Below are 14,584 nucleotides of genomic sequence, written 5' to 3'. Positions count from 1 at the left end.
CAGTCGGGTGAAGCCTGTGGCACAAAGGGCAGCTTCACTGAAACGGTTTTGTTGTTGGAATTACAAGATTATTCACAGAGAGATAGAAAACAAGCCTTTTTGCTGGCAGTATTTTGTTTAAACATACAACGAGTGGTCGGGTCAGCCCTATTTCGAACGGTCCAGGCACCTTTTTCTAGAGCCTAGGTCGCAATCGTTTGGAGGGGAAATGGCCAGTGGAGGCCGCCCCACAGTTAGCCTGGAGTCCAGTACATGCATCCGCGCATCCTTGAGGTCACCGAACGGCTGATCGCCCGCAGCCGCCGTACCCGTGAACGCTACCTTGAGCTGATCCGTGGGGCGGCCAGTGACGGACCCATGCGCGCCAGCCTGCAGTGCGCCAACTTCGCTCATGGCGTGGCCGGCTGTGGTGGCGAGGACAAGCAGACCCTGCGCCTGATGAACGCCGCCAACGTGGCCATCGTCTCGGCCTACAACGACATGCTCTCGGCGCACCAGCCGTACCAGCACTTCCCCGAGCAGATCAAGCAAGCCCTGCGCGAAGTCGGCTCGGTCGGCCAGTTCGCCGGCGGCGTGCCGGCCATGTGCGATGGCGTCACCCAGGGCGAGCCGGGCATGGAACTGGCCATTGCCAGCCGCGAAGTGATCGCCATGTCCACCGCCATCGCCCTGTCGCACAACATGTTCGACGCCGCTCTGATGCTGGGCATCTGCGACAAGATCGTTCCCGGCCTGATGATGGGCGCGCTGCGTTTCGGCCACCTGCCGACCATCTTCGTGCCGGGCGGGCCGATGGTCTCGGGCATCTCCAACAAGGAGAAGGCTGATGTGCGCCAGCGCTACGCCGAGGGCAAGGCCACTCGCGAGCAACTGCTCGAATCGGAAATGAAGAGCTACCACGGCCCGGGCACCTGCACCTTCTACGGCACGGCCAACACCAACCAGCTGGTGATGGAAGTGATGGGCCTGCACCTGCCGGGCGCTTCGTTCGTCAATCCCTACACGCCGCTGCGCGACGCCCTCACCGCCGAGGCCGCGCGCCAGGTCACGCGCATGACCAAGGCCAGCGGCAACTTCATGCCCATCGGCGAGATCGTCGACGAAAAGGCGCTGGTCAACTCGATCGTCGCCCTGCACGCCACCGGCGGCTCGACCAACCACACCCTGCACATCCCCGCCATCGCCCAGGCCGCCGGCATCCAGCTGACCTGGCAGGACATGGCCGACCTGTCCGAGGTGGTGCCGACGCTGTCCCACGTCTATCCGAACGGCAAGGCCGACATCAACCACTTCCAGGCCTCCGGCGGCATGGCGTTCCTCATTCGCGAGCTGCTCGACGCGGGCCTGCTGCACGAGGACGTCAATACCGTGGCCGGGCACGGCCTGCGCCGCTATACCCAGGAGCCGTTCCTCGAGGATGGCCAACTGGTCTGGCGCGAAGGGCCGCAGGACAGCCTCGACGAAAGCATCCTGCGCCCGGTGGCGCGGCCGTTCTCCGCCGAGGGCGGCCTGCGGGTCATGGAGGGCAACCTGGGGCGCGGCGTGATGAAGGTGTCGGCGGTGGCGCCAGAACATCGCGTGGTCGAGGCGCCGGCCCGAGTATTCCACGACCAGCAGTCGCTGGCCGATGCGTTCAAGGCCGGCGAGCTGGAGCGCGACTTCGTCGCCGTGGTGCGCTTCCAGGGCCCGCGTTGCAACGGCATGCCCGAGCTGCACAAGCTGACACCGTTCCTCGGCGTGCTGCAGGATCGCGGCTTCAAGGTGGCGCTGGTTACCGACGGGCGCATGTCCGGCGCCTCGGGCAAGATCCCGGCGGCCATCCACGTGTGCCCGGAGGCTTTCGACGGTGGCCCGCTGGCGCGGGTGCGTGATGGTGATATCGTGCGCGTCGATGGTGCCGAAGGCACGCTGCGGATCATGGTTTCGGCCGAGGAACTGGCCAGCCGTGAACTGCCCGAGCCGCCCACGGGCAACGACCTGGGCTGCGGGCGCGAGCTGTTCGGCTTCATGCGCGTGGCGTTCAGTTCGGCCGAACAGGGCGCGAGCGCCTTCACCTCGGCCCTGGAGAATCTCAAATGAATGCCTTGCTGGTCGGCGACATCGGCGGCACCAACGCACGTTTCGCCTTGTGGCGCGACAACGAGCTGCAGGCGGTCCAGGTGCTGGCCACCGCCGACTACACCAGCCCCGAGCAGGCCATCGAGGCCTACCTCGCCGACCAGGGCATCGCCCGTGGCGGCCTGACGGCGGTGTGCCTGGCGGTAGCAGGCCCCGTGGACGGCGACGAATTCCGCTTCACCAACAACCACTGGCGCCTGAGCCGCAGTGCCTTCTGCCAGACGCTGCAGGTCGAGCGCTTGTTGCTGATCAACGATTTTTCCGCCATGGCCCTGGGCATGACGCGCCTGCGCGACGGCGAGTTCCGCGAGGTCTGCGCAGGCCTCGCCGACTCGTCGCGCCCGGCGCTGGTGATCGGCCCCGGCACCGGCCTGGGCGTGGGCAGCCTGCTGCGCCTGGGCGAGCACTGGCTGGCGCTGCCGGGGGAGGGCGGGCATGTCGACCTGCCGGTGGGCAATGCCCGCGAGGCGGCGATCCACCAGGAGATTCACCGGCAGATCGGCCATGTCAGTGCCGAGACGGTGCTCAGTGGTGGTGGGCTGGTGCGCTTGTACCAGGCGATCTGTGTGCTCGACGGCGCCACGCCGACGCACAAGAGCCCGGCGCAGATCACCGACGCGGCCTTGGCCGGCGAGCCCCGGGCGCTGGCGGTGATCGAGCAGTTCTGCCGCTTCCTCGGTCGGGTGGCGGGTAACAACGTGCTCACCCTGGGCGCCCGGGGTGGGGTCTACATTGTCGGTGGGGTGATTCCGCGTTTCGCCGAGTTGTTCCTGCGTAGCGGATTTGCCGCGAGTTTCGCCGACAAGGGCTGCATGAGCGGTTACTTCGCCGGGGTGCCGGTATGGCTGGTGACGGCGGAGTTTTCCGGGTTGCTGGGGGCCGGGGTGGCCTTGCAGCAAGCGTTGGACCATTGATTGCTGGGGCCGCTTCGCGGCCCTTTCGCGACACAAGGCCGCTCCTACAGGGCAACGCGATCAACTGTAGGAGCGGCCTTGTGTCGCGAAAGGGCTGCGAAGCAGCCCCCACAGCAGACACAAAGATCTGCGTTTACAAGAGGACTGACCATTGTGACCACTGCCGGCAAATCGATCCTGATGGTCGACGACGACCAGGATATCCGCGAACTGTTGCAGACCTACCTCGCCCGCTGTGGCCTGCAGGTCCATGCCGAACCCGACGGCCAGGGCTTTCGCCGCGCCCTGGACGCCAACCCCTACGACTTGGTGATTCTCGATGTGATGCTGCCCGACGAGGACGGCTTCAGCCTGTGCCGCTGGGTCCGCCAGCACCCGCGCCAGGCGCGGGTGCCGATCATCATGCTGACCGCCAGCTCCGACGAGGCCGACCGGGTCATCGGCCTGGAACTGGGCGCCGACGACTACCTCGGCAAACCCTTCAGCCCGCGTGAGCTGCAGGCCCGGATCAAAGCCCTGTTGCGCCGCGCCGATTTTGGCCAGGCGGCGCCGGCCAGCGCGGTGCTGGCCTTCGACGACTGGCGCCTGGACACGGTCAGCCATCGCCTGTTCCACCGCGATGGCGAGGAGGTGATCCTCTCCGGCGCCGACTTCGCCCTGCTCAAGCTGTTCCTCGACCACCCGCAGCAGATCCTCGACCGCGACACCATCGGCAACGCCACCCGCGGGCGCGAGCCGATGCCGCTGGACCGTATCGTCGACATGGCGGTCAGCCGCCTGCGCCAGCGCCTGCGCGACACCGAAAAGCCCCCTCGGCTGATCCGCACCGTGCGCGGCAGCGGCTACCTGCTGGCGACCAATGTCTGCCCGGCCTAGCGAGCGCCGCTGGCGCCTGCTGCCGCGCTCCTTGCTGGGGCGCATGCTGCTGCTCACCTTGCTGGTGGTGTTGCTGGCCCAGGGGCTGTCCAGCCTGATCTGGGTGGCGCAATTGCGTGCCAGCCAGCTGCAGGGCCTGCGTGCCAGCGCCGGCAGCCTGGCTCATTCGATGAGCGCCAGCGTCAGCTACTTCCGTTCGCTGCCGGTGGCCTACCGGCCCATGGTCCTCGACCAGTTGCGCAGCATGGGCGGCACGCGCTTCTTCGTCTCGCTCAACGTCAAGCCGCTGGAGATGCCGGTGCTGCCGATCACCCCGCGCAAGCAGGCGGTGATCGACGTGTTCCAGGAGGTGTTGCACGAGCGCCTGGGCCAGCAGCTGGAGATCTCCGTCGAATTCGTCAGCCCCGATGACCTGCGGATCTTCAACAGCGGCCTGAAACTCGATGAGCTGCCCCGTTCCTGGGCGCACTACTCGTTGACTCTGGAGCCGCTCAACCCGCCGGTGCTGGTGACCCAGATCCGCCTGGGCGAGGGCGAGTGGCTGTACATCGCCTCGCTGTTGCCCGAGCCCTACACCAGCCTCGAGGCCGAGCGCCTGCCACGTCAGCAGATCGGCTTCATCGCCATGACCACCGCCCTGCTGTTGCTGTTCATCGGCCTGTTGGTGCACTGGCAGAGCCGGCCGCTCAAGCGCCTGGCGCGGGCGGCGCGGGAAATGTCGCTGGGCGCCGACGTGGCCCCGGTGGCCGAGGGCGGCGGCAGCGAAGTGGTCGAGGTGGGGCGGGCGTTCAACAGCATGCGCGAGCGGATCAGTCGCTATCTCACCGAGCGCGCCCAGCTGTTCAGCGCCATTTCCCACGACCTGCGCACGCCGATCACGCGCCTGCGCCTGCGGGTCGAGCTGCTCGAGGACGAGAAGCTGCAAGCGAAGTTCAGCCGCGACCTCGACGAGCTGGAGCTGCTGGTCAAGGGCGCGCTGCAATGCGTCAAGGACACCGATATTCACGAGAACATCGAGCCTATCGACCTCAACCAGGTGCTGGAGATGCTCGCCGAGCCTTACCTCGGCGACGGCCGCATCACCCTCGAGGGACAGGCGCTGGCGCCGTATCCCGGCAAGTCGCTGGCCCTGCGTCGCTGCATCGGCAACCTGATCGACAACGCCATCAAGTACGGCGAGCGGGCGCACCTGCGGATTATCGACAGTGCCGAGGGCTTCGTCCTGCAGGTGGACGACCAGGGCCCGGGGGTGCCGGAGCAGCGCCTGGAGCAGGTGTTCGAGCCGCATTTCCGGCTGGCCGGGCAGCAGCAGGGCTATGGGCTGGGGCTGGGGATCGCGCGCAACATCGCCCACAGCCATGGCGGCGAGGTGAGCCTGTTCAACCTACGTGAGGGTGGGTTGCGGGTGACTTTGTACCTACCCCGTACCGCCGAATGAGCCCTTATCGCGGGGCAAGCCCGCTCCCACGCCAACATGCGCGGCCAGCGTGGGAGCGGGCTTGCCCCGCGATAAAGGCTTCGATGTAACGATGTGGTGACAATCGAGCCGGTCTTCGTGACATGCCAGCCAGGACGGCTGACTAGAATCGGCTGACAACAACAAGGAAGACCACGCCCATGGCCAACCGCTGGATCGACTCCCCGACACACCATGCCTGGCTCGACGCCGAGGCCCTGCGCCTGCTCGCCTTCGCCAGGGCTTCGCGCCTGCCCCAGGGATTCGGCAACCTCGACGACGAAGGCCGCCTGCCCCGTTGCGCCCTGGCCGAGACCATGAACACCGCGCGCATGACCCACAGCTTCGCCCTGGCGCATATCCAGGGCGTTCCGGGTTGCCGCGAGCTGGTCGAGCATGGCGTCGGCGCCCTGCAAGGCCCGCTGCGCGACCAGGAATACGACGGCTGGTACGCGCAGCCCGAAGGCCATGGCGACAGCGGCAAGGCCGCCTACCTGCACGCCTTCGTCGCCCTTGCCGCCAGTTCGGCGGTGGTGGCGGGTGTCACACCGGCCCAGGCACTGCTGGATGCCGTGGTCCGGGTCATCGAGCAGCGCTTCTGGTGCGAGGAGGAGGGGGCCTTGCGCGAGTCGTTCTCCCGCGACTGGCGGCAGGCGGAGGCCTACCGTGGCGCCAACAGCAACATGCACGGCGTCGAGGCGTTTCTCGCCCTGGCCGATGTGACCGGCGACACGCTGTGGTTGCGCCGCGCCCTGCGGATCGTCGAGCGCTTGATCCTGGCCCAGGCCGCCGCCGATGGTTTGCGGGTCACCGAGCATTTCGACGAGCACTGGCAGGCATTGCCCGACTACAACCGCGACAACCCCGCCGACGGCTTCCGCCCCTACGGCACCACGCCCGGACATGCCTTCGAATGGGCACGCCTGGTGCTGCACCTGGAGGCGGCCCTGCAACGGGCGCAGCTGCCTGCGCCCGAGTCCTTGCTGCCCGCCGCCAAGGGCCTGTTCGACAGCGCCTGTCGCCATGCCTGGCAAGCCGATGGCGCGCCGGGGCTGGTCTACACCCTGGACTGGCGCAACCGCCCGGTGGTGCGCGAGCGCCTGCACTGGGTGCATGCCGAGGCCAGCGCCACCGCCGCAGCGCTGTTGCGGCGTACCGGCGAGGCGCAATACGAACATTGGTATCGCTGCTTCTGGGACTTCATCGCCAGCCATTTCATCGACCGCGTCCACGGCAGTTGGCACCACGAGCTGGACCCGGCGCTGTTGCCCAGTGCGCGGATCTGGGGCGGCAAGCCCGACCTCTACCACGCCTACCAGGCCCTGCTGCTGCTGCGCCTGCCGCTGGCGCCGAGCCTGGCTACGGCCCTGGCTATGTAACCAGATGATGACATTCGCGCATCCGTTCGTTACCTGGCTGCGGGCGCGGGCTCCTTACACTCCATGCCATGCAAGCGACAGTCTTGCCTCGCATAACAACAATAAAGGTATTCCCATGCATTCGACGCTTCGTCTCGCCGCCGCGATCTCCCTCGCCTCACTCTGCTCGCTCAATGCCCATGCCGCCGAATCCAAAGGCAACGTGGAGGTCGTCCATTGGTGGACCTCTGGTGGTGAAAAAGCTGCCGTTGACGTGCTCAAGGCGCAGGTCGAGAAAGATGGCTTTACCTGGAAGGACGGTGCCGTGGCTGGCGGTGGTGGCGCCACTGCGATGACCGTGCTCAAGAGCCGCGCGGTGGCCGGCAACCCGCCCGCCGTCGCCCAGATCAAAGGGCCGGATATCCAGGACTGGGCCGCGACCGGCCTGCTCGACCCTGACGTGCTCAAGGACGTGGCCAAAGCGGAGAAGTGGGACAGCCTGCTCGACAAGAAGGTCGCCGACACCGTCAAGTACGACGGCGACTACGTGGCCGTGCCGGTGAACATCCATCGCATCAACTGGTTGTGGATCAACCCGGAAGTGTTCAAGAAGGCCGGTATCGACAAGGCGCCGACCACCCTCGAAGAATTCTATGCCGCCGGTGACAAGCTCAAGGCCGCCGGCTTCATCCCGCTGGCCCACGGTGGCCAGCCGTGGCAGGACAGCACCGTGTTCGAGAGCGTGGTGCTCTCGGTGATGGGCGTCGAAGGCTACAAGAAGGCTCTCGTCGAGCTGGATGAAAAGGCCCTGACCGGCCCCGAGATGGTCAAGGCGCTTACCGAGCTGAAGAAAGTCGCCACCTACATGGACCCTGACGGCAAGGGCCAGGACTGGAACCTGGAGGCGGCCAAGGTCATCAACGGCAAGGCCGGCATGCAGATCATGGGCGACTGGGCCAAGAGCGAATGGACCCTGGCGAAGAAGACCGCTGGCAAGGACTACCAGTGCGTGGCCTTCCCCGGCACCGACAAAGCGTTCCTCTACAACATCGACTCGCTGGTGGTGTTCAAGCAGAAGGACAAGGGCACCGCGGCGGGCCAGCAGGACATCGCCCGCAAGGTGCTGGGCGAGGAGTTCCAGAAGGTCTTCAGCACCAACAAGGGCTCGATCCCGGTGCGTAACGACATGCTCGCCGACATGGGCAAGCACGGCTTCGACAGCTGCGCCCAGACCGCGGCCAAGGACTTCCTGGCCGATGCCAAGTCCGGCGGGTTGCAGCCGAGCATGGCGCATAACATGGCCACCACGCTGGCGGTACAGGGGGCGTTCTTCGATGTGGTGACCAACTACATCAACGATCCTAAGGCCGATCCTGCGGATGCGGCGAAGAAACTGGCCGCCGCAGTCAACGCCGCCAAGTAGCAGCAGGCGAGACTTCTGTGGGAGCGGGCTTGCCCGCGAAGCAGGCACCGCAGTGCCTGGCACCGGCCTTGCCGGTGTTCGCGGGCAAGCCCGCCCCCACAGGTGATGTGTTGACCCTTTTCTCCGGTATCCGACCATGACCACAGCAACCGCCCGCCTGCGGGCCTCCCCCTTGGACGCGCTGCAGCGCTGGCTACCGAAGCTGGTGCTGGCGCCGAGCATGTTCATCGTCCTGGTGGGCTTCTATGGCTACATCCTGTGGACCTTCGTCCTCTCGTTCACCACCTCGACCTTCCTGCCCACCTACAAGTGGGCGGGCCTGGCGCAGTACGCCCGGCTGTTCGACAACGACCGCTGGTGGGTAGCGAGCAAGAACCTGCTGCTGTTCGGTGGCCTGTTCATCGGTATCACCCTGGCCATCGGCGTGTTCCTCGCCGTGCTGCTCGACCAGCGCATCCGCCGGGAAGGGTTCATTCGCACCATTTACCTGTACCCCATGGCCCTGTCGATGATCGTCACCGGCACCGCCTGGAAGTGGCTGCTCAATCCCGGCATGGGCCTGGACAAGCTGCTGCGCGACTGGGGCTGGGAAGGCTTTCGCCTGGACTGGCTGATTGATCCCGACCGGGTGGTGTACTGCCTGGTGATCGCCGCCGTATGGCAGGCCTCGGGCTTCATCATGGCGATGTTCCTCGCCGGCCTGCGCGGCGTCGACCAGTCGATCATCCGCGCCGCCCAGCTCGATGGCGCCAGCCTGCCGCGCATCTACTGGACCGTGGTGCTGCCCAGCCTACGCCCGGTGTTCTTCAGCTCGCTGATGATCCTCGCGCACATCGCCATCAAGAGCTTCGACCTGGTGGCGGCGATGACCGCCGGCGGCCCTGGCTACTCCTCGGACCTTCCGGCCATGTTCATGTACTCGTTCACCTTCAGTCGCGGGCAGATGGGCATGGGTTCGGCCAGCGCGATCCTGATGCTCGGCGCGATCCTGGCGATCCTGGTGCCGTACCTGTATTCCGAATTGCGGGGCAAACGCCATGACTAGCCTGACCGACAAACCCGCACTGAACCTCAGTCGCATCGCCATCCACGGCGTGCTGCTGCTGGCCGTGCTGCTGTACCTGGTGCCGCTGGTGGTGATGCTGCTGACCAGCTTCAAGACCCCCGAGGACATCGGCACTGGCAACCTGCTGAGCTGGCCGACCGAGTTCACCTCCATTGGCTGGAGCAAGGCCTGGGCCACGGTCAGCGGCTACTTCGTCAACTCGATTCTGATCACCGTGCCGGCGGTATTGATTTCCACGGCCATTGGCGCGCTCAACGGCTATGTGCTGTCGATGTGGCGCTTCCGTGGCTCGCAGCTGTTCTTCGGCCTGCTGCTGTTCGGCTGCTTCCTGCCGTTCCAGACCGTGCTGCTGCCGGCCTCGTTCACCCTCGGCAAATTGGGCCTGGCCAGCACCACCAGCGGGCTGGTGCTGGTGCACGTGGTGTACGGCCTGGCCTTCACCACGCTGTTCTTCCGCAACTACTACGTGAGCATCCCCGAGGCGCTGGTCAAGGCCGCGCGCCTGGACGGCGCCGGGTTCTTCACCATCTTCGGGCGGATCATCCTGCCGATGTCGACGCCGATCATCATGGTCTGCCTGATCTGGCAGTTCACCCAGATCTGGAACGACTTCCTGTTCGGCGTGGTGTTCTCCAGCGGCGATTCGCAACCGATCACCGTGGCCCTCAACAACCTGGTCAACACCAGCACCGGGGCCAAGGAATACAACGTCGACATGGCCGCGGCGATGATCGCCGGGCTGCCGACGCTGCTGGTCTACGTGGTCGCGGGCAAGTATTTCGTGCGCGGGCTGACCGCCGGCGCGGTCAAGGGGTAAGTCATGGCAACACTCGAACTTCGCAATGTGCACAAGACCTATGGCGTGGGCCTGCCGGACACGCTCAAGGACATCCAGCTGGCGATCAAGGACGGCGAGTTCCTGATCCTGGTCGGCCCCTCGGGCTGCGGCAAGTCGACGCTGATGAACTGCATCGCCGGCCTGGAAAGCATCAGTGGCGGGGCGATCCTCATCGACGACGAGGACGTCAGCGGCATGAGCCCCAAGGATCGCGACATCGCCATGGTGTTCCAGTCCTACGCGCTGTACCCGACCATGAACGTGCGCGACAACATCGCCTTTGGTCTGAAGATCCGCAAGATGGCCCAGCCGGCCATCGACGAGGAGGTGGCGCGGGTCGCCAAGCTGCTGCAGATCGAGCACCTGCTCGAGCGCAAGCCCGGGCAGCTGTCCGGTGGCCAGCAGCAGCGCGTGGCCATGGGCCGGGCGCTGGCGCGGCGGCCAAAGATCTACCTGTTCGACGAGCCACTGTCGAACCTCGATGCCAAGCTGCGGGTGGAGATGCGCACCGAGATCAAGCTGATGCACCAGCGCCTGAAAACCACCACGGTGTACGTCACCCACGACCAGATCGAGGCGATGACGCTCGGCGACAAGGTGGCGGTGATGAAGGACGGCATCATCCAGCAGTTCGGCACGCCGCAGCAGATCTACAACGATCCGGCCAACCTGTTCGTCGCCAGCTTCATCGGCTCGCCGCCGATGAATTTCATTCCGGTGCGCCTGACCCGGCAGGACGGGCGCGTGCTGGCGCTGCTCGACAGCGGCCAGGCGCGCTGCGAGCTGCCGCTGGGCGTGGCGGCGGACGAGCTGGAAGGCCGCGAGATCATCCTCGGCGTGCGCCCGGAGCAGATCGCCCTGGGGGCGGAGCAGGGCAATGGCCTGCCGGGCATCCGCGCCGAAGTGCAGGTCACCGAGCCCACCGGGCCGGACCTGCTGGTGTTCGTCACCCTCAACCAGACCAAGGTCTGCTGCCGCCTGGCGCCGGATGTGGCGTGCCGGGTCGGCGACAGCCTCAACCTGCAGTTCGACCCGGCGCGGGTGTTGCTGTTCGACGCCGGCAGCGGCGAACGCCTGGACCTTGCCGCCACCGCCGTAAAGGACAACGTGACGCGTTTCAAAGGCCGTTGAACCGGACACGCTCCCACAGAAAAGACCTGGCCGTTGATTCGTTCTGTTAATAACAAGAAAAGAGGACGCAAAGGGATGGAACATCGCAATCGCATCAGAACGCTGGGCTCACTGGCACTGCTGGCCGTGGTCGGCAGCAGCGGGGCCCAGGCCGCCGAGGCTTTCTCGTCGGAATCGAAATGGATGACCGGCGACTGGGGCGGCACCCGCACCGAGCTGCTGGAGAAGGGCTACGACTTCACCCTCGACTACGTCGGCGAGGTGGCCGGCAACCTGCACGGCGGCTACAACGACGACAAGACCGCGCGCTACAGCGACCAGTTCGCCCTGGGCGCGCACCTGGACCTGGAGAAGATCTTCGGCTGGAAGGACACCGAGTTCAAACTGGCGATCACCGAGCGTAGCGGCCGCAACCTGTCCAACGACCGCATCAGCGACCCGCGCGCCGGGCAGTTCAGCTCGGTGCAGGAAGTCTGGGGCCGGGGCCAGACCTGGCGCCTGACCCAGATGTGGATCAAGCAGAAGTACTTCGACGGCGCGCTGGACGTGAAATTCGGCCGCTTCGGCGAGGGCGAGGACTTCAACAGCTTCCCCTGTGACTTCCAGAACCTGGCGTTCTGCGGCTCGCAGGTGGGCAACTGGGTCGGCGGCATCTGGTACAACTGGCCGGTCAGCCAGTGGGCGCTGCGGGTCAAGTACAACATCACCCCGGAATTCTTCGTCCAGGTCGGCGCCTACGAGCAGAACCCGTCGAACCTTGAGACCGGCAACGGCTTCAAGCTCAGCGGCAGCGGCACCAAGGGCGCGATCCTGCCGGTGGAGGCGGTGTGGTCGCCGAAGGTCAACGGCCTGCCGGGCGAGTACCGCCTGGGTTACTACTACAGCACCGCCAAGGCCGACGACGTCTACGACGACATCAATGGCAACCCGCAGGCGCTGACCGGCGCGGCGTTCAAGTCGCACTCCAGCAAGCACGGCTGGTGGGTGGTGGCGCAGCAGCAGGTCACCGCCCACGCCGGCGACGTCAACCGTGGCCTGAGCCTGTTCGCCAACTTCACCGTGCACGACAAGGCCACCAACGTGGTCGACAACTACCAGCAGGTCGGCCTGGTCTACAAAGGCGCCTTCGATGCCCGGCCCAAGGACGATATCGGCTTCGGCATCGCCCGCATTCACGTCAACGACGACGTGAAGAAGCGCGCCGAGCTGCTCAATGCCCAGAGTGGCATCAACGACTACGACAACCCCGGCTTCGTGCCGCTGCAGCGCACCGAGTACAACGCCGAGCTCTACTACGGCTTCCACGTCACCAATTGGCTGACCGTGCGCCCGAACCTGCAGTACATCAAGAGCCCGGGTGGTGTGGACGAGGTGGATAACGCGCTGGTCGCGGGGTTGAAGATTCAGTCGTCATTCTGAGAAAAATTGTTGTAAATTTACGCCATCCATCTCGACCTCCCGCTAACCACTGGCCAGCAGTGGTTAGCGGGCACGGGTCGAGACAGCGCTATCTCAAACAACAAAAGAGCTTGGAACCATGCCCGAACATCCGCTACATCGCTTCTTCACCTCGCAACGGCCCAGGCCGACCTTCGAGTGGGAGCGTTACCAGCAGCGCGATGTGCTGATCATCGACCACCCTAGCTGCCAGGCGGTGTTCAGCCGCCAGGGCGCGCAACTGCTGCATTTCCAGCCGGCCGGCGAAAAACCCTGGCTGTGGTGCGCCGAGCAGTGGCCACAGGTGGGCGCCATCCGTGGTGGCGTGCCGGTGTGCTGGCCCTGGTATGGCCGTCATCCCAGCGAGGACCTGTGGCCGGCCCACGGCTGGGCGCGCCTGCTGGACTGGAAGCTGGTGGACAGCCTTGAGGACGAGCAGGGCGTGACCCTGAAGTGGCGCCTGGACCTGTGCGACTGGCAGGTCGACCTGCACGCCCGGCTCGGCGCGAGCATGGAACTGAGCCTGAGCACCGAGCACCAGGACAGCGAGCCCTGCCAGCTGAGCCATGCGCTGCTGGCCTACTGGCGAATCAGCGACGTGTCGAAGATAGCGCTGTCCGGGCTCGAGGATATCCAAGGCTACGATCGCCTCAATCGCCAGGCCTGCCGTGAGGATGGCGCGCTGACCCTCAAGGGCGGCTGCCAGAAAGTCTACCCGGGCACACCCAAGGTGCAGTTGCAGGACCCGGACTGGCAGCGCGAGCTATGCATCGACACCGGCGACAGCGACGACACCGTGGTCTGGCACCCGGGCAATCGCCCGCTGATGGGCGTGACCGGGCGCGAATGCCAGGGCTTCGTCTGCGTCGAGGCGGCCAGCGGCAGTGGCGAGGGCCTGAGCCTGGCGCCGGGGGAGCGGGCGCACCTGCGGCTGCAGGCGCACCGGCTCAGTTGAGGTCGTCGTCCTCGATCGGGTAGCGACTGGCGTTGAGGCTTTCCTTGATCTTGCGCAGGTGCGGCTGGAAGTCCACGCCGCGGCGCAGGGTCATGCCGGTGGCGAGCACGTCGAGCACGGTGAGCTGGATGATCCGCGAGGTCATCGGCATGTAGATGTCGGTGTCTTCCGGCAGCGGGATGTGCAGGCTCAGGCTGCAGGCCTGGGCCAGGGGCGAGCCGGCGGCGGTCAGGCCGAGTACCGAGGCGCCGTTTTCCCGGGCCAGGCGCGCCACCTCGACCAGTTCGCGGGTGCGCCCGGTGTAGGAAATGATCACGAACAGATCGCCGGTGTGGGCCACCGAGGCCAGCATGCGCTGCATCAGCACATCGGCATGGGCCGACACGGCGAGGTTGAAGCGGAAGAACTTGTGCTGGGCGTCGAGGGCCACGGGGGCCGAGGCGCCGAGGCCGAAGAAGTGGATCTGCCGGGCCTGGATCATCATGTCCACGGCGCGGCTGACCTGCTGCGGGTCGAGCGCCTGGCAGGCGCTGTCCAGCGAGGCGATGGCGCTGCCGAAGATCTTTTGGGTGTAGGCGGCCGGATCGTCGTCGGCCTCCACCGCGCGGCTGACATAGGCGGCGCCGCTGGCCAGGCTTTGCGCCAGCTGCAGCTTGAGCTCGGGGTAGCCGCTGACACCGAACGAGCGGCAGAAGCGGTTGACCGTCGGTTCGCTGACCTTGGCCGCCTGGGCCAGGGCGGCAATGCTGAAGCGGGTGGCTTGTTGCGGGTTGAGCAGGATGACTTCGGCGACTTTGCGTTCGGCCTTGTTCAGCTCGTCGAGGCGGCCCTGGATCTGTTCCAGGAGGTTGCGCACGCGGTCCATGGTGTGTCCTTGGGTCGGGAAGCAGGCTTTTTGCGATGGCGTGTATCGTACTGTCGGTAAGATTGACACACCACTTGTCTGTAATAGCTGTATTGAATGTTGTGGTTTTTACTACATTAACCCTTGAAAAGCAGGGTTGAAACCGGT

The 14,584-nt window shown here is 65.8% G+C and carries 12 protein-coding genes; 11 read left to right on the top strand and 1 reads right to left on the bottom strand.

Translation table 11 applies throughout. The annotated features are described in order from the left end of the window. Positions 1-252 precede the first annotated feature (252 nt). The 11 genes from edd to ACYUME_RS21020 all read left to right on the top strand — a co-directional run bounded on the left by edd (position 253) and on the right by ACYUME_RS21020 (position 13,572). Positions 253-2,079 (top strand): phosphogluconate dehydratase, encoded by a 1,827-nt coding sequence (gene edd, locus ACYUME_RS21070; protein ID WP_460416697.1) that lies wholly within the window; start codon positions 253-255, stop codon positions 2,077-2,079. Continuing rightward, positions 2,076-3,032: a glucokinase gene (locus ACYUME_RS21065; protein WP_460416695.1), complete on the top strand. Its 957-nt coding sequence runs from the start codon at positions 2,076-2,078 to the stop codon at positions 3,030-3,032. The genes edd and ACYUME_RS21065 overlap by 4 nt, the downstream gene beginning before the upstream one ends. 180 nt (positions 3,033-3,212) lie before the next feature. After that, positions 3,213-3,908 (top strand): response regulator, encoded by a 696-nt coding sequence (locus ACYUME_RS21060; RefSeq protein ID WP_374119876.1) that lies wholly within the window; start codon positions 3,213-3,215, stop codon positions 3,906-3,908. Then, the gene (locus tag ACYUME_RS21055; RefSeq protein ID WP_460416693.1) at positions 3,892-5,346 is read left to right on the top strand and encodes an ATP-binding protein; all 1,455 of its coding nucleotides are present in this window, start codon (positions 3,892-3,894) and stop codon (positions 5,344-5,346) included. The genes ACYUME_RS21060 and ACYUME_RS21055 overlap by 17 nt, the downstream gene beginning before the upstream one ends. Positions 5,347-5,525: 179 nt before the next feature. Beyond that, on the top strand, positions 5,526-6,743 hold the full coding sequence (locus ACYUME_RS21050) for a D-mannose isomerase (RefSeq protein ID WP_460416691.1): 1,218 nt from the start codon (positions 5,526-5,528) through the stop codon (positions 6,741-6,743). A gap of 115 nt (positions 6,744-6,858) precedes the next feature. Beyond that, positions 6,859-8,145: an ABC transporter substrate-binding protein gene (locus tag ACYUME_RS21045; protein ID WP_460416689.1), complete on the top strand. Its 1,287-nt coding sequence runs from the start codon at positions 6,859-6,861 to the stop codon at positions 8,143-8,145. Between the two features lie 136 nt (positions 8,146-8,281). Continuing rightward, complete coding sequence (locus ACYUME_RS21040; RefSeq protein WP_186713879.1) at positions 8,282-9,190, top strand: carbohydrate ABC transporter permease; 909 nt, start codon at positions 8,282-8,284, stop codon at positions 9,188-9,190. After that, positions 9,183-10,028, top strand: coding sequence for a carbohydrate ABC transporter permease (locus ACYUME_RS21035; RefSeq protein WP_460416687.1), 846 nt, complete (start codon positions 9,183-9,185; stop codon positions 10,026-10,028). Before ACYUME_RS21040 ends, ACYUME_RS21035 begins: the two co-directional genes overlap by 8 nt. A 3-nt stretch (positions 10,029-10,031) precedes the next feature. Beyond that, on the top strand, positions 10,032-11,180 hold the full coding sequence (locus ACYUME_RS21030; RefSeq protein ID WP_460416685.1) for an ABC transporter ATP-binding protein: 1,149 nt from the start codon (positions 10,032-10,034) through the stop codon (positions 11,178-11,180). 75 nt (positions 11,181-11,255) lie between these two features. Then, positions 11,256-12,599 carry a carbohydrate porin gene (locus ACYUME_RS21025; protein ID WP_460416683.1) on the top strand — a complete coding sequence of 448 codons (1,344 nt, stop codon included), beginning with the start codon at positions 11,256-11,258 and terminating at the stop codon, positions 12,597-12,599. A gap of 118 nt (positions 12,600-12,717) precedes the next feature. Beyond that, positions 12,718-13,572, top strand: a complete 855-nt coding sequence (locus tag ACYUME_RS21020; protein ID WP_460416681.1) for a D-hexose-6-phosphate mutarotase — start codon at positions 12,718-12,720, stop codon at positions 13,570-13,572. On the opposite strand, the gene hexR is transcribed toward ACYUME_RS21020, so the two are convergent. Next, complete coding sequence (hexR, locus tag ACYUME_RS21015) at positions 13,565-14,428, bottom strand: DNA-binding transcriptional regulator HexR (protein WP_172402443.1); 864 nt, start codon at positions 14,426-14,428, stop codon at positions 13,565-13,567. The genes ACYUME_RS21020 and hexR overlap by 8 nt on opposite strands. Positions 14,429-14,584: the final 156 nt, after the last annotated feature.

It is taken from the genome of Pseudomonas sp. microsymbiont 2 (assembly GCF_054788395.1).
This window is presented reverse-complemented; position numbering and strand designations above follow the sequence as displayed.